This window comes from Jannaschia sp. W003, from assembly GCF_025144335.1.
Taxonomy (GTDB): Bacteria; Pseudomonadota; Alphaproteobacteria; order Rhodobacterales; family Rhodobacteraceae; genus Jannaschia.
In genome coordinates this window covers 1,756,124-1,773,252 of record NZ_CP083539.1, presented here as the reverse complement: position 1 = coordinate 1,773,252, position 17,129 = coordinate 1,756,124, and the positions used below count along the sequence as shown (strand labels likewise).

The following is a 17,129-nucleotide window of genomic DNA, read 5'->3' as shown; positions in this document are numbered from 1 at the left end:
CCAAACCGGTCGCGAGCGGTTCCAGCAATACCGCAGCCGCGAGCTGGCGGCGGGGCTAAATTAACTGCCAAGCCCGCCGATCAGAACCGCAGCGGCGGCGATGCATGCGATGGTCCGCGCGGTGTTGAGCCGCGTCCAGCGGGGGCCGTAGACCGTGGCCCACCAGTCGCGGCCCTCCGGCGTGGTCGCGTCTATGCCGGCAAGCCGGTCGTTCAGCGGCACGTTGCCCGCCGCCGTCACCGCGAAGCATCCGCCGACGTAGAGCGCAGCGGCCGCAACGAATCGCGTCGGATCTGGTGCGGCAAGCCAGCCGCCCACGGCCAGCAGGACCGAGACGGGCACCATACCGAGGAACAGCGCCATGAAAACGATGCGGAAGACCTCCCGGTTGATCGACTGCATCGCCTCGGCTCCACCGGGACTGCGCGCGAGCGCCCGCATGATGAAGTCTGAGAAGGCAAGGAAAACGCCACCGAGCGCAGAATAGGCCAGCACGGCGAACTGCGTGAGGACGAGAAGCCAAGGGTCCATATTTGCATCTCCTCACCCTGCAATCATGCCGCGCCGGCCAGGTCCCACGCGCCCGCGTGGGCGGCGTCGCGGGCGAAGAGAGCGAAGTCCCGCGCGGGGCGGCACAGTGCCCGCTCCACCCCATCGGAAATCTGCGCGTTGCGCCCATCCAGAGTCTCGCGTGCAATGGCAGTGAAGACATCGGCGACAACGGCGCCCGCACCTTGGGCGAGCCCCTCGTGAAACTGCTCGAAGCTGATGGGCACGTGGCGAACGGGACGACCCGTCGCAGCCGACAGCGTGTCGGCCATCTCCGAAAAAGTCATCAGGCGGGGGCCGGTCAGCTCGTAGAATCGGTTCTCGTCGCTGTCGAAGCGTAGCGCCTCGATCGCCACCTCGGCGATATCATCCACGTCGAGGATCGGCTCGGCCACATCTCCGCCGGGCATGGGCAGCACGCCCGCGAGGATCGGATCGCGAAGATACCCTTCCGAGAAGTTCTGCGCGAACCAAGCGCAGCGCAGCCGCGTGGTGGGCACTCCCGCCGCCAGCACCGCCTCTTCGCCCATCCGGGCGTGATGCTCGCCCCGGCCCGACAGGAGCACCAGCCGCTCGACGCCCGCCGCTCGGGCGGTCTCGGCCAAGGCGCCCACGGCCTCCACTGCGCCGGGAAAGGCGAGGTCGGGGAAGTAGCTGACATAGGCAGCCCGCGCACCGTCGAGCGCGAGCTTCCAGGTCTCGTGGTCCTCCCAGTCGAAGGGCGTGCCCCCCCCGCGGGAGGCGCGGCGCACGGGCAGGCCGTCGGCCTGGAGGCTGTCGGCGATGCGGCGGCCGGTCTTGCCGGTGGCGCCGATCACAAGGGTGGGTCGGGGATCGGTCATGGGGTTCTCCTTTCTTGCGTCGAGGTCGACGCGAAGAAGATGCCGTTCCTACCGGCCCCGCGGATTGACTCACCCCGCCCTTGGCTTGACGCGGGACGTCAAGCGCGGCGGGCGGCGCGGAAGGTTGCGGGCGTGACGCCGTTCCAGCGGCGAAACGCGCGGCTCAGCGCGCTTTGCTCGGAAAAGCCTGCGAGGAAGGCAATCTCGGTAAGGGCGTAGTCGGAGTTCACCAGCAACCCCTCCGCGAGGTCGCGGCGGACCCCATCCACCAGGTTGCGGAAGGACAGCCCCTCGGCGGCCAACGCCCGTTGCAACGAGCGTTCCGACCGGCCCATCGCCGCTGCAACTTTGGCCAGGACAGGGACGCCGTCGCTTAACGAGCGCTCGATTGTGCGGCGGACTGCCGAAGCGAGGTCGTCGCCCCCCGACCGTATTCGAGCCAGCGCGCGGTCAAGCTGAGCGTCAAGATATGCCGACAGGCCCGCGTCCCCCAGCCGGTTCGGTCGGTCGATCAGTTCCGCCGTCAGCAACAGACCGTCGCGGTCCGAACCCCATGTCACCGGGCAGCCATACCATATCGCATAGCCGCGGGACGGGCACGGCGAAGCATGGCGCAGGTGCACTTCGGTCGGCTGCACCGAGCCGGGCGCGACCTCGCGCATGATCGTTAACGCCGAGGCGAGCGTCGCTTCGTTGGACAGGCGCAGGCCCAGCCGCCGTGCGCCCGCACGGTGCAAAAGAAACCAGACGCCCGCGCCCTCGGGTCGAATTTCGATCTCCGCCACGGAGGTCAGCACCCTCCAGTAGCGCTGCGCACGGCGGAAGGAGTCGCGCAGGGTCGGCGCCGTCTTCCACGCCAGCCCGAACGCGCCATAGTCATCGCAGCGCATCGTTGCTCCCACGCGCAACGGCAAATCGGCCGCGTCGGGCAGGTCGTGCGCTATTCGCTCGAGCAGGCCGTAGTAGGCGTCCGCATCGATCATGGTGCCCACGTCGGCCGGCGCCTTGGGATCCAAGCCGACCGAGCGCAGATAGGCAGGTCCCGCCGCACCACCTACGGCGGCCACCACCTTGTGCACATAGACTGACGTCACGGATCCCACGCAGGGAAGTTTACCTCAGCTTGCCTATGCGGTCATGTGGTCGTCTCCGAAGCGATCTGGGAAGCTGCCACCGACGGCGGCCTGCGCCTGCGATACACGGCCGGCGAAGATGCTCGACAATCCATGGCCCCACGCTCGGCACAGGGCGACGCCGAGTTCATTGGGGGCATCAAAGCTCAGTTCGGCCTCGCGTAGGGTCGCACCCGGCGCGGCGCCGGGGCGCCATCGCAGGTATGCCCGGCACCGTGGAGAACGCCCGGCCTGCGCTCGAACCGCGTTTGCGCGGTCGGGCGCACCCTTGTCGGCGTTCCAAATAGGAACCCCGAGGCAACCCGCACTGGGAACTACGCAGGGCGGGGCCGGATTCCACAGCGTCACGGTCCCCGGTCTACGGTTCGAGACAACGCCGAGTTATTGGGCGTCGTCCACCTGCGACACAATCGGATTGTAAGGATAGAACTACGCGAAGGAAATTTGCCGTATACGCGTTCCAGACCGATAGTGGGCCATGCTTGCAGAGTGGGGCGTTCTACGTTCGATCTTAGGGTGAAACGGATGTGGAAGGACATCGCCGCAGCTATGGCACGGTTTAACTATCAATGAAACTTTCGCTCAGGATGCAGTAGCGGGCACGGGGAGCCGACGCTTGACGCATCGGCCTGTTACCATGAGCCATTGCGGATCGCGGGAATAACCCTACTCGTATTGCTCGCAACAGTCGTCAGGAACATCTCCAACTGAAGATCCCACCTTGGCGTAGCCATCCCCTTCGGAATTACGCAATCGCTTCAACTCCACAGCCGACTTTAGCCCGCGTCGAAGCATGTTCGTGTCCTCCCTCGTAATGTCTCCAGCTTGAAGTGGTAGGATCAGTTTCGTGCCCTCGATACGTATCCCAGCGCGGCGCATAAGGACTTCCAGTTCCCTGCGCTTTTCGCTGGTCAACGATTCAATTTTACCGATCATCGCAAACATGTTGCGCAGAGTGCCTTGCTCGAGGACGAATTCGGGTTGTGTCATTGCCTTACCTCTCTGCCGCCGCGTTGATCGCGGTCGTGGAAGGGGAATTTAGAGGTGCATGGCAGCCCCTGCTGCCAGGTTTCAACGATGGCACGGAGTCGTTGCCTTGAGGCCACACTGCTTGTGTCGAGGACATGTCGACAGAGTTTACCCAAGGTGCATGCAGACTTGCCGGCTTGTCCGCCGGAGAAGCGATCCGATCGCCATAGACTTAGAAGACGGCAGCGGGGGCATACACATATGAACGCCATCAGGCGGTCGCTTCCGACAGGGCGCGGTTCTTGCCCACTACCACCTCCGCGGCGACAGGGGTCTCGGCAAGCGATATGTCGCAGTCCATCACGGAACAGCATCGATACGAAGCGAACCAGTATCTACCCCTGGTTAATGAGCCGAGCGCAGATTTTACTACGTTATAGCGTAAAACCGGCCATGGTTGATATGGCTGTCAATCACCCGGTTTGGCCACCAAACGGCTTTGCCGGCGCGATCATACTCGGGCGCTCACCCGCCCTCATCGCCTGAGTTGGCCAGATCGTTTGGGTCATTCGGCCATGAGTTCGCCTGCTCGTCCCCCACGGCGGCATCCTTCGGCCACCGTGGGGTTAGCCCCCTCCAGCGCCGCTACGTCGCGAGCTTCCACTGCTTGCCCACGCAACACACCGCGCCGTCCTTCTCCATCTGCCCAAGCAGATCGCGAACATGGCGCTCCAAGGTTTCCTTTTTCCACGGCGCGCGGAACTCCGCCTCCGCGGGGATCAGGCTTGCGATCTGCGCCGGGGTCATGGGTCGCGACAAGGATGCTTGGAGGCAAACCCAGATCACCACGGAGAGGTCCTTGAAGCGCCACTCCTTGTCGGCCCCTGCCTTCTTCTCGGAATCTTCTTTAGAGGGATCAGGGCAACGCCACACGGCCCGGACGGTCGTCACCTCATCTCCTTCCTGATCCCGCCCGAGGACGACGGGCTCGAGGTCCATGGCAAGCTTGGTGTCGTCGGCGAGATCGCGTTGCTTCTCGGCCTTGATATGCGCCGTGCGCTTGCTGGGCTCTCGCTCGAGGATGAGGGTCGTATCCACCGCACCGTTCAGCGCCGAGCTTCCCCGCCCCCCGGCCCCGCCCGACTTTGCGGGGTGGTGCAGGGTGAGAACGTGGACGCGCAGCTCCTCGGCGATCCGTCGCAAGTTGGCGGCAACGAGGGCCATCGTTCCGGCGTGGTTCTCGTCGGCATCGGGCGACAACGCTGCGGCGAGCGTGTCGATGACGACGAGCTGCAGAGTCTCGCCGCCCTTCGCGACGTAGCCTTCTGCGAAGGCGATGAATTGCAGAACGCTCTGGGTGTCGTCGAGGTGCAGGTTGCCCCTCGCGATGTGGACGGGGATGTCCGCGCACACCTCGTCGCGCCAGGCTTCCAGTCGCCGCTCGGTGCTCGTGTAGGCCTCGCACGCCAGATACATCACGGCGCCTTGCCGGACGAACATCGGACCGACCGACGTGCCGTCAGCGACGCGAACCGCAATCGCCATCGCCGCGGTCGACTTGCCCTTCCCCGGCGCACCGACCAGCACCGACACCGTGCCGGCGCCGCCAAGGAGCCCCTTGACGGTGTAGCTGCTCTTCAAGCGTCGCTCTCGGCGCAGTGGCGCTTCCGCCTGGAAACCGTGCGCGCGGACCGGCGCAGGGTTGTTCCCCGCAGCCTCGATCCCGTCCATCGCCGTGTCTTCCGTCAGTATGTCAAACATGTCGTTGTCTCCTTTCTGACAGGGACATCGATCCTTCTCGCCGGACACCAAAACGAAAGTTCGGACGGCGGCACGGATGGACGGACGGCCCCCCTAAGGGGCCGTCCGTCCATCCGTGCCGCCGCTCTGCCGCCGGGGGCCGGCCAACGCATTTTTCCGTCGGCCATCGCGGGGACCTAACTCCCTTCCGACCAGAAGGAGATGGCCCATGGAGTTGAGAACCGAGACGCTTTCCCGCATCGCCCGCCACTGGGCGGTGCACCCTGACACCGCACGGCGGCTCCTGCGCGCGAGCGGCGCGCGCCCCCACGGCGGCGGGCGGCGATGGGAGTGGGACGACGTGTGGGCCGTGGAGGGGCTCTCCTCCGTCCATCCGATGGATCGCACTCGGCTGCGCGCGCCGCTCCTCACGGCCGCAGACTGCGCCGCGTCCGACCCCCTGGGCCGATCGCCGCGAACTTGGCGACGCCACCTCGCAGCGGGACGCCTGCCGACGGTGGCCCTCGCGCCCGGCCTTCGCCGGGTGCGCACGGGCGACTTCGAACACTGGCTCGAGAAGGTCTGACGGCCGCCATTCGCCCCGGGACGCGCGGGCGAATGGCGTCCGCTCGACGAACGGAGATCGACATGTCTAACGCAAAGTCCGCCCGGCGCGGTGCGCGCTCCATCCGCACGATGGACGACCTTCTGCAAGCACTGTCCGCCCTCGGCTACACCGAGACGACGGCGGCGCAGATCCGCCCCCAGATCAAACGGTGCCAGACGGTCTACCGGACGCCGCTGCACCGCATCCCTGCGGACCTCGATGACTTCGAGCGCCGCTGGGGTCGTGGACGGGACGCCAAGGGCGCCATCGCCGCCGGACTGCGCGATCAGGCACAGTTCCTGGAATGGCGCCGCCGTGTGCGGGCCGCTCTGGCAAAGGCCCACAAGCCGCGCGCCGCGGAGCCGACCGCGCGGCTCGCAGCGTGGGACGAGCTTCTTGCCTACGTCGCCGCGCATACCATGGGCAACGACGGGCATCTGCCGCCTCACCTGGACCTAAGCATCGGCGCGCTGGCACGTCACGCCTCGGCGCGCGGCATCGAACCTGTGGGAATGACCGACGACGCTGCGGTGCGGATCTTCGACGGCGCGCAGGGAAAGCTGAGGCGCACGCTTCGGTGCGGTCTCCGGTCGTTCGCGCGCCTCTGCGAGTGCGGACGCACGCGCGCGGACGTCGGACACCTGCTCCCCTCCGGGGCCCCTGCCCTGCCGCCCCCGGCGAAGCGCCGGACGGCGGCGTATGGCCGCGATGCACTGCGGCTGCGGCGTCTCTGGTCGCAGTTCGACGCACGCATGGCGCTGCGGCGCGAAACGCTCGGCGAGGACGAGGACGATGACGAGCGCGAAGGTCGTGGCCGCGATCGCTACGAAGACGCCGTTCGCGGCGCGATCGCGGCGCTCGACGCGAAAGGCTACCTCCCCGCCGAGCCAGAGCTAAACGATGTCCTGTCCATCCCCGGCCTCGCGGCCTACCACACCGCGTGGAAGGCACGGGTCGAATGCGGTGAGCTTCGAGAGGATGCCACGAGCTTCTCGCGCGACATGCAGCGGCTCATCTATTTCGCCCACGTCGGAGCGGACGAGAAGGAGCGTGAAGCGCTCACCAAGCTTCGAAAGAATTTTAAGAGGAAGGCGCCTTCCACGTGGCAGATGTCGCCCGCCCATCTGTCTTGGATCAAGCGCTACGGCCGCGATCCGGCGCAGCAGCGGGCGCTGCATCGGATGCCGTGGGCGCTCATGGGGGAGGCAACTCGCATCCTCGCGCGCTGGGACGCCGGCAAGCCGCTGAGACGCCGCGAGCGGATGCGAGCGCTCGATCTCGGCACGGCGGCCGCCATGTCGGCCGTCTTGTTCCTCGTCGCGCCCATTCGGAGGGGCAACCTGCGCAGTCTACGCATCCATGGCCCCGAGGCCGAGCTGAACCTCCTCGGCGCTGCGCCGCACCTCTCCATCGATGGCACGGCGGTCAAGAACCGGCGGCCGATCGAGATCGAGGGCGACGACGAGGCGATGCCGATCCTGCGCTGGTTCGTCGACGACGTTCGGGCGCGGCTGATCACGGACCATCCCTACGGCAAGCCCGCCCAGGACAGCGACTTCCTCTTCGCAGGTCCCCAGAGCCACGCCCCACTCGACGACACCACCCTCGCCGCACGGTTCGACGCCGGGGTTGCGGCGGTGGGGCTCGATCTGACGATCCACCTCGCACGGCACGTGTGTGCGTTCCACATCCTCGCACGCGATCCGAACGCCTGGGAAGAGGCTGCGCAGGTCCTCGGCGACCGAGCGAACACGGTGCGCAAATACTACGGCTGGCTCAACGAGCGCCGCGTCGGCGAAACGGGACGGTCTCATCTGCGGGCGGCGCGCCGCGAAGTGCATCGCCACCGCCGCGGCCAGCACTTCGAGGAGGGACGGAGCCATGGCTGATCCTGCACTCACGCCCGCGCAGACTGCCCTCATCGGGCGATGGAGGGATCACCTCGGCGGGAGCAGTGATCATGTGCCCCACCCGACCGTCGAGGACGCCCTTGCGTTCGGGCGCCTGTCGACGCTCGAACGCCTCCTGCGGGCGCTATGCACCGAAGAGCCGGATCACTGCGGCGTGGTCCGCCTTGCGGTGCGCGAGCTTCGGCAGCGCAAGACCCGCCCCGAACCAGGCGGCGGGCAACGGGGGCCGGCTCCCCGGCATTCGGTGCCCCTCGAAGCCCTGCCCGAGCCGTGGCGCCGAACGCTTCGCGAGATGGAAGCGGCGCGGGCGCTGGACGACGACGGTCTGTGGATCGAGGGCCGTGATCCGCCCGCTCCGCACGTGCTCCGAGGGATCGCCTACGTCCTGCGGGCCGTGGCGGCAAAGTGCGCCGAGCGAGACGTCCCCGTCAGGCTCGACAAGCGAGCCATCGGAGAGTGGAGGAATGCCGCGAAGGACCGGGGTTTGCGCCCGGCCAGCGTCGCACTGCAACTCCGTCATATCGAGCGGTTCCTCGCGTGGCAGGGGGATCATACGTCGTTGTGCGAGACAGTCGCGAGCTGGGCGCGGCAAGAGGGCGAGAAGGCCGCTTGCACGATCAGCGTAAAGGATCGACGCCTGCGTGCGCGTCCGCTCACGCTCGGCGCGGTCATCGAGAGCGCAGAGCATCTGGCGCGCGAGGGCGCATCCGCCCCGGCGGGCTCGCGCGCCGAGGCGATCGCACAACTTCACGCTGCGGCGCTCGCGCTCGCCGTGAACTGCCCCCTCCGGATCGGCGACCTGCACCGCCTGCGCGTGGGCCGCGAACTCGTGCGCGACGCGACCGGATGGTCGGTGAGCATCAGGACGTCCAAGACAGGCGCGGACTACGAGATGCCTTCGCTGTGGCCCGAGACGACGCCGTTCCTCGACGCGCTCGTGTACGCTTCGGCGGCGGGACGTGAGCTGTGGACGGGCTACGACGAACGGGAGGGAACGCCGATCTTCTCGCTCGACGGCGGCAAGACCGGTCTGCGCGCCGACTGGATCTCGAAGGTCTGGCGGCGCCACACCGGTCACGGCGCCCACATCGTCCGCACGCTCTGGCACGATCACGTCCGCGACGTGTCCGGCGACCGGGAGGTGTGGCTCGCCCTCGCGCTCTGCGGCCAGCGGTCGGAGCGCACGCGCCTTCACTACCAAACCCGCGCCTCCGTGCAGGCAAACCAGCGGCGAGGACGCGACGCCCTGCGCGCCGCGAGGAACGAAGCAAAAGAAGCCCTGGCGCCGCTACGACGGCACCGTTGAAAACGTCTGAGGATCGAGCACGCTTCAACAACGTATGATCTGCAGGGCGCCAGAATGTCGGCGCGCGCGGGCGGTCCGGGTGACGCCCGCACGCGCCGACCCTACCGGCGGCGTGGGAGCCGGGCAGTCAGACCGGAAGCCCAACCATGAGAAGAGCGCAACCTCGGCACATCCGTCGTCGCACGGCCAAGCCCCATCGCCATCAGGCCCCATACCCGAAGGTCAAGCCTCGCCGGCCTCGGCGACCGATGCGGCGGGAGGGGCGTCGATGAACAAGGTCACGAGCATACTCGCGCCGGAAGCAATCGACCTCGAATTCGCGCAGTTCGCTGCTGTGACGGACGCCCATGCTGAACAGATCGCGAATGTCGCTTCAGCCTACCCCCAAACGAGACTGATGTCGTTGCTGCGTCAGGCCCATCAGCTTCACCGCGGCACCGAAGAGATGCCGGACGCCGAGGTGATCGCCGAGGCCGCTCGCATCGCCTGGGACATTCGCGACTGCCTTGCGAGGATGCCCATCCGGAGGTTCGTCGGAGATGCCCACGGTCCGGGGACGGACGAGAACGCGATCTGCTATCTGGGTGCGACCTTCGAAACACGGGCCCGGAACCTCGACAACCTGCTTCGTTCGAGGGGGCGACGCCATGAGAGGTGCGCCGCATTGCCAGGCCGGTGATCGCGCCGAAGCTCGGACCGGTTCTGCCGGTCCGAGCGAAGGGCTGTCAGCCTCGACCCCTGATCGCGAAGCCCTCTCGCCGGACCTTACCGGATCGCAACCTTTCTCTGGCACCCGAGGGCATGCCGCATTTAACTCCGGTCGTGGTGCCCGACCTTAAGCCCTTCCCCGAACTCGGGATCGACACGGCTCCCCTCGTTCAGTCGATGCGGGCGGTGACGAACAGCTACAAGCATCTGTTCCTGCGCGCGTTGCTGGCACGGGTGCGCGCAGGCGATACCGAGCCATTGTTCCTCGACCTGCTCCGGGGAATGCTCGCCGAGGCGTGGTGGCCTGCATTCCACTATCGCCTCGCGCTTGGTTCCCAGGACATGGCGGTGAAACACCTCTCCACACTGATCGAAGATCCCACCGCGTTGCGGATGCGACCGGGGGATGTCCTCGACTACCTCGCTCATGTCCCGGCCACGCAGCTTTCAGAGGGACCTGCACGTTCCCTGCTCCGGTATGTTCCGACACGTCTTTTGCGCCCTTGGTTCGAGGGCGAGGTCGGCTCTCTGCCCGACGGGAAGCGCGATCGGGCGATCGCATACGCGTCACGCGCGCTTTTCGATGACAGGCGTCCGCTGTTTCGCATCGAGCCGGACCGCATCGTCGTGCATCCCGACTGGGTCGCGGCTATCGAGCGCTACGGACCCATCTTCGATGGGTGGTCAGACGCGGTCTGGCTCTCGTATCTTGAACGGCGGAACCCCCACGCAACGAGCCTTCTGGCAAAGGTTCGACCCGCATTCGAACGCGCGTCCCTCACCGAAGAGCGTCGGGTCTGGTCGGCCCACTTGCGCGGCGGAGGCACTTGCGTGTTCTCGCGGGCTTCGGTGACGCCCGACCTCTTCGCGGTCGATCACTTCCTGCCCCACGCCTTCACCGGACACGATCGGTTCTGGAACCTCTCCCCGATTGCGCCCGCCGTAAACGCGAGCAAGCGCGACGGGTTGCCCCCCGAAGCGGCCGTGGATGCCCTTGCCTGCCGTCACGCGGCACTCTGGCATGCTGCGGATCGCCTCGGTCGCCATCAGGCATCCCTGCGGCGGTGGCGCGACGACTATGCCGCCGACCTCGGGTTCGACCCCGTGGGAAGCGACGAGACGACGTTTCGCTCGGCCTTCCGCGAGACCTACACCCCGCTGTTCGGAATTGCCCGCCGAATGGGTTTTCCGGACTGGACCCCGGCAGGATCTTGAGAAGCTCCGCGGCGCGGTTTCCTGGATTGGCGGCCAGCCGAAAACGCCTTGCTGATTGAACACGCCTCTCACTCAAGCTCGGCGATACTGCGACGATCGCGTTCGTCGCACCGCCGCGCCTTCCCCGACCGATAGCCGCACGCCCTCCGCATTCGGTTCCAACGCCTCCAGTGCGCCATTGCGGAGGCGGCTCCGCTTCTTGGGCAAAGGTTTCGCCCTCTTCACGGATTTCGAAGGGGCCGAGGCGATTGGTTCGAACGCCGCACGTGTCGTCCGCTCGCTCGCGGTAGCGCCGTCAAGGTCGGGGACGGACTGCGGCAGTTCCTGGACTGTCTGTCCGACATTGGCCGAGATCACAACGCGCCCGGCAGTGCCAAAACCGTCTGACGACTGCGGCCTCACCTGGGCGATGGGTTCGCCCAGCTCGCGCGAAAGTCGAGCCACCAGAGGCTCGGCGTCGATCGCCTTCGCCTGAGCGGCAATGGCCTCGCACAAGTCCCGCTTGCGCCCCCGCGTGGGCAGTCGGATCGCATCGGCCGCAACCTTTGCCCGAACGGATTTCGGCATCGCCTGCGCGATCTCGCTCGGAGAGGCATCGTGGTCGAAGCGGCAGGTCGCGCGCTCGCCCTCGGTGTCGACGGTCACGGCCGCGACGCCTTCGTCGGCGAGTTCCACATCGATCGCGGTCTCGGGAATGCGATCGGAAAGCCCGCAGTGTCCGATCACCGGGAAGCCGTTCGCGGCGTCCCAGACGAGCGTCAGCTCATAGCGGGCCTTGTCGAGATCGCCCTTGAGCGAACGGGCATGGAAGGCAGTGTAGTGGCGATTGATGATCTTGCCGTTGCGGTGGCCCGCGATCGCCTGCCGGCGCCCTTCGGAGACATCGTTCGCCTCGAGCATCGTCTGCAGCGTCTTGCGCAGCGCGTAGAAGTCCTCGTCGTGATCGGCGATGCCGAGCCGGCGCCAGATCTGCAGGCGGATCTTGCCGAATGCATCGGCGAGACTGCGCTTCTCGGCCCGCGCGGCGATCTCGGGGAACAGCAGCGGGCCGTGATCGTCTGCGAGATCCCGCACCCACTCCACAAGGCCGAAGTCGAGAAGGAGCTGCGGCACGGGCACGACGCGGACACTGTCCTCGGTCTTTACCCGCTTCTCGGCGGTGGCGCCGATGCGGAGGCAGTAGACGCCGTTGCGGTGGATGAGGTCGTCGCGGCGCAGTTCGAGAACCTCGGTGACCCGCGTTCCGAGCGTGGCGACGATCAGCGGCACCCAGTAGAGCGCATCGCGAATGATCAGCGGGCCAGCCTTCCAGCGGCGGTGCGGCGAGGCGCAGCCCCGATAGATGGGCGAGTTGAACAGCGCCACGAGCCGCTCCTCGGACCACGGCTGACGCGCCTTCGGCTGCGTCTTGTGGATGTGCAGCGGATCGACCGGCATGGCCGCCTCGATGTGACGCTCGGCTTCGGCATAACCCGGCACCGGGGCGAGACCGGTCGCACCGAGGTCGGCCGCAGCCTTCCAGACGCGGTTCACGCTGTCGCGGTAGCGCTTGATCGTCTGGAACGTCAGGCGAGGCACGAGGCGCTCGGCGAGCAGCGCGCGCTTCTCGGCGTCCGAGCAATCCATGGCGGAAATCTCGGCGATGACCGCGGCATCCCTGGCGTCGGCGCGCGCGATCTCCTCGTCCTTCGTGACGACGTGGCCTGCCCCGCCATGCGCGCGACCATGGGCCTTTCCATGCGTCTTCGGAAGACGGATGGCCCAGCCGAGGAACGCGAGAAGCTGTTCCTTGTCGATGGCGCAGACCGGAACGTCGCCGAACCACGCGATGAGCAGATCGCCGGCGATCTTGATGTTCCCGTGCATGGAGCGGGTCGGGTAGAGCGCGTAGGTCCGCGCGATGGCCGTCGAGAGCGTCACAGGCGCCTGGGCGAACACGGCGACGGTCGCCTCGCTGAACCGCTCGACGACGGGCGTGCACGCAGCTTCCACGGCGGCGCCGTCCTCGACCTCGGCTTCGGCCTCCAGCAGGTCGCGGCGCACCTGCGCGGCCTGGCGGCCGAGCTCGGTGGGCAGGTCTTCGGGAAGCGCGACGCCGGCCCCGCGGGCGGCGGCGTCGAGCCACGGGCGCAGCGCATCGAAGCGATTGCGCCGTGCTGCACGGCCCAGCGACTGCGCTTCTGCCTTCAGCGTCTCGATGCGGGCGTCGATTTCGGCATCGGAGCGGCCCGCGGCCGCCTCCTGCTCATCGATCATGGCAGCGATAATCTGGCGCGCGCCCTCGCCGAGAAGGGCCTTGGCCTGGTTCGGGGTGATCTGTCCGTTCACGAGATCTCGCTCCGCTCGTGCAGCGTAGGACCGGACCAGGAGAGCCCGATGCATCGCTGAGACGGGGAGATCGGTGCGTAGCGAGAGGCGCAGAAATTTTTTCTGCAATTTTTTTTCGGCGGGCGCCGAGAGGCGGCGGGCGAAGTGGAACACGCGGCCGCGGCGCACGGTGTGGGGGCCGGCGGAGGCGGCACGCGGGCCGGGTGCGCGGAGGGCCTCGGCGGCGATCTCGCGGTGGGCGCGCAGCACGGCGAGGCGTGCGTCCTGTGTGCCACGCTGTATCACGGTTTGTATCACACCGCTGGACAAACCGGAAACATCGCCCCCGGAGGGAGAGGCTAACCCGTTGTTCGCACTGCGGTTTTCGGAGAAATTGGCTGGGGTGGTAGGATTCGAACCTACGGTACACGGTACCAAAAACCGCTGCCTTACCGCTTGGCTACACCCCAACCGTGCCGCGCGATCTAAGGGAGGGCGCGGGGGGTCGCAACCCGAAAATCGCCTCGCACGGCGGCGCACTCGGCGCTAGCTCCGGGGGCATGGGCACCGCACACCCTCCATGGGACGTCGTCGTCCTCGGCGCCGGCGCGGCCGGGCTCTACGCGGGCATCGAGGCGGCGCGGCGGGGGCGGCGGTGCCTCGTGATCGACGGGGCGCGCAAGCCGGGCGAGAAGATCCGCATCTCCGGCGGCGGGCGCTGCAACGTCACCAACCTGAACGTCGCCCGCGCCACGATCCCCGAGCGGTTCCTGTCGCGCAACCCGCGCTTCGCGCTCTCGGCGCTGTCGCGGCACACGGCGCGCGACTTCCTCGCGCGCTTCGAGGCTGCGGGCCTCTCGTGGACCGAGAAGGCGCTGGGGCAGCTCTTCTGCGCGACCTTCGCGCGCGACGTAGTCGCCTGGCTCGTTCGCGATCTCGCGGCGGCGGGCGCGACGCTGCGCCTCGGGACAGTGGTGCACGGCGTCGAGGGGGCCGGCCCGTTCACGGTGCGCACGGACGGCGGAGACATGGCCGCCGCCCGGGTGATCGTCGCGACCGGGGGCCTGTCGATCCCGAAGATGGGGGCCACCGACATCGGCTACCGCATCGCCCGCGCCCACGGGGTGCCCCTGACGGACACCCGCCCCGCGCTGGTGCCGCTCACCTTCGCGGGGGCGCCGCTGGAGGAGATGGCGGCGCTCGCGGGAACGGCCGTGGAGGGCGCGGTGGCCTGCGGGCGGGCCCGTTTCCGGGACGGGCTGCTCTTCACCCACCGGGGACTTTCGGGGCCGTCCGTGCTGCAGGCGTCCTCCTACTGGCGCGAGGGCGAGGCGGTCGCGATCGACCTCGCCGCGGGCGCGGAGGTCGGCGCCTCCCTCGCCGCCGAGCGCCGGCGCGCGGGCCGGGTCGCGCCCGCCACCGCCCTCGCCCGCCTCGTCCCCGAGCGGGTCGCGCGCGCCGCCGTGGCGCGGGCGGGCCTGCGGGGCACGCTGGCGGACCAGGGCAACGCGGCGCTCGCCCGCCTGAATGCCGCGGTGCACGACTGGCAGGTCGTCCCGCAGGGCACCGAGGGCTACCGCACCGCCGAGGTGACGCTGGGCGGCGTGGACACGGACGCGCTCGACCCCCGCACCATGGAGGCGCGCGCCGTGCCCGGCCTGCACTTCGTGGGCGAGGTGGTGGACGTGACGGGCTGGCTGGGCGGCTACAACTTCCAGTGGGCCTGGTCGTCGGGCTGGGTGGCGGGCCAGTCGGTCTAGTCCCGCGCCAGCCACGCCTCCGCCTCGTCGCGCTCATCAAGATCGAACGCCTTGATGTCGATGCCGGGGAACAGCGCGCCCTCGGCCTCGGCGACCCGTTGCAGCCAATCCGCGTCGGCGAGTACCGCGCAGCGGCGGAACTTGCCGAGCAGGCCGAACAGCTTGGGCAGGCGCCCCATCTCCACGCCGATCGCGCCGAAGGTCGGCATCGCGAAGTCGGTGATCGTGTAGAGCATCCGCCCGTTCCGCACGCCGTCCGACGCGGCGATGAGCGCGTCGAGACCCTGGCGCATCGCGTCCGCGTCGAGCGCGCCGCGCAGCTCGATGTCCACCCGGTCGGCGGACGGCTTGGTGACGGTCAGCATGGCATTCTCCCGGTTCTCCGCCTCGCTCGTAACGCTCCGGACCGGTGCGTGCCTTGACCCCGGTCAAGCGGCCCCGGTCAGGGCATCCCGTTGGTCGCGCCAATCTCGGGCAATCCTTCGATCTCCCCGAGGAGGCGCGCGTGGCTCTGGATCGCGAAGCGGTCCGTCATCCCGGCGATGTAGTCGCAGACGATGCGCGCGAGCTCGGTCTCGCTCTGCACGCCGGCGACGTCCTTGCGCCACTGCTTGGGCAGCTCCGAGGGGTCGGCCATGTAGGCCGGGAACAACTCGTCCACCACGCGCGTGACCCGTTCGCGCATCGCGACCACCGAGGGCGCGCGGTACATGCGGTGGAACAGGAAGCGCCGGATCACTTTCAGGTCGGACCACATCGCCGGCGAGAAGCGCGCCACCGGACGGCCGGCGCGGCGCACCGCCTCGGGCGAGCCGGGGGCGATCTCGGCCAGCGCCGTCTCGGCCTGGTCGATCACGTCCACCACCAGTCGCCCGAAGAAGCGGCGCAGCGCCTCGTGGCGGCGGCGGTAGAGGTCGAGATCCGGGTAGGCGGCGTCGACCTCGGCAAAGCAGGCGCCCAGGATCGGCAGCTCCGCCAACTCGGCCGTGGAGAACAGCTCGGCCCGCAGCCCGTCGTGGAGGTCGTGGTTGTTGTAGGCGATGTCGTCCGACAGGGCCGCGATCTGCGCCTCGGCGCTGGCGTGGGTCGACAGCTCCAGGTCGTGGCGCGCATCGTAGAGCGCGAGTGCGGCGGGCACCGGCGGCAGGACGGGGCCGTTGTGCTTCGCGATGCCCTCCAGCGTCTCCCAGGTGAGGTTCAGGCCGTCGAACTCGGCGTAGTGCCGCTCCAGCGAGGTGACGATGCGGATCGCCTGGGCGTTGTGGTCGAAGCCGCCGTAGGGGGCCATCAGCCGCTGCAGCGCCTCCTCGCCGGTGTGGCCGAAGGGCGGGTGCCCGAGGTCGTGGGCCAGCGCCACCGCCTCGGCCAGCTCCACGTTCAGGCCGAGATGCTTGGCGATGGTGCGCGCCACCTGCCCCACCTCGATCGAATGCGTGAGGCGGGTGCGGAAGTAGTCGCCCTCGTGCTCGATGAAGACCTGCGTCTTGTGCTTCAGGCGCCGGAACGCGCTGGCGTGGATGATCCGGTCGCGGTCGCGCTGGAACGGCGAGCGGTGGCGGCTCTCGGGTTCGGGGTGCAGCCGCCCCCGGCTCCGGGCGGGGTCGCAGGCGTAGGGCGCGATCGGTCTGACGTAGAGGTCCATCGGAACCATACATAGCGGACCGCGCCGCGATCCCCACCCCCCTCCGGCGCGGGGCGCGGCTTGCGCAGGCGCGGCCCCTGCCCCATCTGATGGGCAAGACCACGGAGGTTCCCATGCAGCTCCCGCCCCGCGTCACCCCCCGCGCCTTCGAGCGCCTGTCCGAGATCGGCGCCGCCCGCACCGGCAAGGCGCTGCGCGTCGCCGTAGAGGGCGGCGGCTGCTCGGGCTTCCAGTACGCGATCGAGCTCGATGCGCCGGCCGACGACGACCTCGCCCTCAGCGGCGAGGGCGAGACGGTGGTGATCGACCCGACCTCGCTGCCCTTCCTCGCCGGCGCCACCATCGACTTCACCGAGGAACTGGTGGGCGCGCGCTTCACCATCGACAACCCCAACGCGGCCTCCAGCTGCGGCTGCGGCGTCAGCTTCTCGATGTGAGGGT

General features: G+C 68.4%; 15 protein-coding genes and 1 tRNA gene. 7 read left to right on the top strand and 9 right to left on the bottom strand.

Translation table 11 applies throughout. The annotated features are described in order from the left end of the window. Window positions 1–60: 60 nt before the first annotated feature. The 5 genes from K3554_RS08680 to K3554_RS08660 form a co-directional block, all read right to left on the bottom strand. On the bottom strand, window positions 61–531 hold the full coding sequence (locus tag K3554_RS08680) for a DUF1772 domain-containing protein (RefSeq protein ID WP_259939248.1): 471 nt from the start codon (window positions 529–531) through the stop codon (window positions 61–63). A gap of 23 nt (window positions 532–554) precedes the next feature. After that, window positions 555–1,391: an NmrA family transcriptional regulator gene (locus K3554_RS08675; RefSeq protein ID WP_259939245.1), complete on the bottom strand. Its 837-nt coding sequence runs from the start codon at window positions 1,389–1,391 to the stop codon at window positions 555–557. 98 nt (window positions 1,392–1,489) lie between these two features. Beyond that, a complete protein-coding gene (locus tag K3554_RS08670; RefSeq protein ID WP_259939242.1) occupies window positions 1,490–2,485 on the bottom strand; it encodes an AraC family transcriptional regulator in 996 nt (331 codons plus the stop codon). A gap of 705 nt (window positions 2,486–3,190) precedes the next feature. Next, window positions 3,191–3,514 (bottom strand): hypothetical protein, encoded by a 324-nt coding sequence (locus tag K3554_RS08665; RefSeq protein WP_259939240.1) that lies wholly within the window; start codon window positions 3,512–3,514, stop codon window positions 3,191–3,193. Between the two features lie 624 nt (window positions 3,515–4,138). Then, window positions 4,139–5,254 carry a helicase RepA family protein gene (locus K3554_RS08660; RefSeq protein WP_259939238.1) on the bottom strand — a complete coding sequence of 372 codons (1,116 nt, stop codon included), beginning with the start codon at window positions 5,252–5,254 and terminating at the stop codon, window positions 4,139–4,141. A 208-nt stretch (window positions 5,255–5,462) separates the two neighbouring features. Between K3554_RS08660 and K3554_RS08655 the strand changes: the two genes are divergently transcribed. From K3554_RS08655 to K3554_RS08635, 5 genes are all read left to right on the top strand, one after another. After that, window positions 5,463–5,819 (top strand): hypothetical protein, encoded by a 357-nt coding sequence (locus tag K3554_RS08655; protein ID WP_259939236.1) that lies wholly within the window; start codon window positions 5,463–5,465, stop codon window positions 5,817–5,819. 110 nt (window positions 5,820–5,929) lie between these two features. Beyond that, entirely contained in the window at window positions 5,930–7,729 is a 1,800-nt protein-coding gene (locus K3554_RS08650) for a hypothetical protein (RefSeq protein WP_259939233.1), read from the top strand. Then, window positions 7,722–9,056 carry a hypothetical protein gene (locus K3554_RS08645; protein ID WP_259939230.1) on the top strand — a complete coding sequence of 445 codons (1,335 nt, stop codon included), beginning with the start codon at window positions 7,722–7,724 and terminating at the stop codon, window positions 9,054–9,056. The genes K3554_RS08650 and K3554_RS08645 overlap by 8 nt, the downstream gene beginning before the upstream one ends. A 268-nt stretch (window positions 9,057–9,324) precedes the next feature. Continuing rightward, on the top strand, window positions 9,325–9,735 hold the full coding sequence (locus K3554_RS08640) for a hypothetical protein (protein ID WP_259939227.1): 411 nt from the start codon (window positions 9,325–9,327) through the stop codon (window positions 9,733–9,735). Between the two features lie 143 nt (window positions 9,736–9,878). Then, a complete protein-coding gene (locus tag K3554_RS08635) occupies window positions 9,879–10,979 on the top strand; it encodes an HNH endonuclease domain-containing protein (RefSeq protein ID WP_259939225.1) in 1,101 nt (366 codons plus the stop codon). A 72-nt stretch (window positions 10,980–11,051) separates the two neighbouring features. Here K3554_RS08635 and K3554_RS08630 read toward each other — a convergent pair whose 3' ends face one another. Both K3554_RS08630 and K3554_RS08625 read right to left on the bottom strand, forming a co-directional pair. Then, a complete protein-coding gene (locus K3554_RS08630) occupies window positions 11,052–13,556 on the bottom strand; it encodes a site-specific integrase (RefSeq protein ID WP_259939223.1) in 2,505 nt (834 codons plus the stop codon). A gap of 125 nt (window positions 13,557–13,681) precedes the next feature. Next, window positions 13,682–13,756 (bottom strand) — tRNA-Gln (locus K3554_RS08625). Between the two features lie 90 nt (window positions 13,757–13,846). Between K3554_RS08625 and K3554_RS08620 the strand changes: the two genes are divergently transcribed. Then, window positions 13,847–15,046, top strand: coding sequence for an NAD(P)/FAD-dependent oxidoreductase (locus tag K3554_RS08620; protein WP_259939222.1), 1,200 nt, complete (start codon window positions 13,847–13,849; stop codon window positions 15,044–15,046). On the opposite strand, the gene K3554_RS08615 is transcribed toward K3554_RS08620, so the two are convergent. Further along, on the bottom strand, window positions 15,043–15,411 hold the full coding sequence (locus K3554_RS08615) for an STAS/SEC14 domain-containing protein (protein ID WP_259939221.1): 369 nt from the start codon (window positions 15,409–15,411) through the stop codon (window positions 15,043–15,045). The genes K3554_RS08620 and K3554_RS08615 overlap by 4 nt on opposite strands. Before the next feature lie 77 nt (window positions 15,412–15,488). After that, window positions 15,489–16,688: a deoxyguanosinetriphosphate triphosphohydrolase gene (locus K3554_RS08610; RefSeq protein ID WP_259939219.1), complete on the bottom strand. Its 1,200-nt coding sequence runs from the start codon at window positions 16,686–16,688 to the stop codon at window positions 15,489–15,491. A 113-nt stretch (window positions 16,689–16,801) separates the two neighbouring features. On the opposite strand from K3554_RS08610, the gene K3554_RS08605 reads away from it, so the two are divergent. Beyond that, window positions 16,802–17,125: an iron-sulfur cluster assembly accessory protein gene (locus tag K3554_RS08605; protein WP_259945859.1), complete on the top strand. Its 324-nt coding sequence runs from the start codon at window positions 16,802–16,804 to the stop codon at window positions 17,123–17,125. The last annotated feature ends 4 nt before the right edge of the window (window positions 17,126–17,129 follow it).

Excerpts from the sequence above, each read along its gene's own strand:
- K3554_RS08675 (WP_259939245.1), bottom strand. The coding sequence starts at position 1,391 with ATGACCGATCCCCGACCCACCCTTGTGATCGGCGCCACCGGCAAGACC.
- K3554_RS08615 (WP_259939221.1), bottom strand. The coding sequence starts at position 15,411 with ATGCTGACCGTCACCAAGCCGTCCGCCGACCGGGTGGACATCGAGCTG.
- K3554_RS08605 (WP_259945859.1), top strand. The coding sequence starts at position 16,802 with ATGCAGCTCCCGCCCCGCGTCACCCCCCGCGCCTTCGAGCGCCTGTCC.
- K3554_RS08650 (WP_259939233.1), top strand. The coding sequence starts at position 5,930 with ATGGACGACCTTCTGCAAGCACTGTCCGCCCTCGGCTACACCGAGACG.
- K3554_RS08665 (WP_259939240.1), bottom strand. The coding sequence starts at position 3,514 with ATGACACAACCCGAATTCGTCCTCGAGCAAGGCACTCTGCGCAACATG.
- K3554_RS08645 (WP_259939230.1), top strand. The coding sequence starts at position 7,722 with ATGGCTGATCCTGCACTCACGCCCGCGCAGACTGCCCTCATCGGGCGA.
- K3554_RS08640 (WP_259939227.1), top strand. The coding sequence starts at position 9,325 with ATGAACAAGGTCACGAGCATACTCGCGCCGGAAGCAATCGACCTCGAA.
- K3554_RS08680 (WP_259939248.1), bottom strand. The coding sequence starts at position 531 with ATGGACCCTTGGCTTCTCGTCCTCACGCAGTTCGCCGTGCTGGCCTAT.
- K3554_RS08660 (WP_259939238.1), bottom strand. The coding sequence starts at position 5,254 with ATGTTTGACATACTGACGGAAGACACGGCGATGGACGGGATCGAGGCT.
- K3554_RS08655 (WP_259939236.1), top strand. The coding sequence starts at position 5,463 with ATGGAGTTGAGAACCGAGACGCTTTCCCGCATCGCCCGCCACTGGGCG.
- K3554_RS08610 (WP_259939219.1), bottom strand. The coding sequence starts at position 16,688 with ATGGACCTCTACGTCAGACCGATCGCGCCCTACGCCTGCGACCCCGCC.
- K3554_RS08620 (WP_259939222.1), top strand. The coding sequence starts at position 13,847 with ATGGGCACCGCACACCCTCCATGGGACGTCGTCGTCCTCGGCGCCGGC.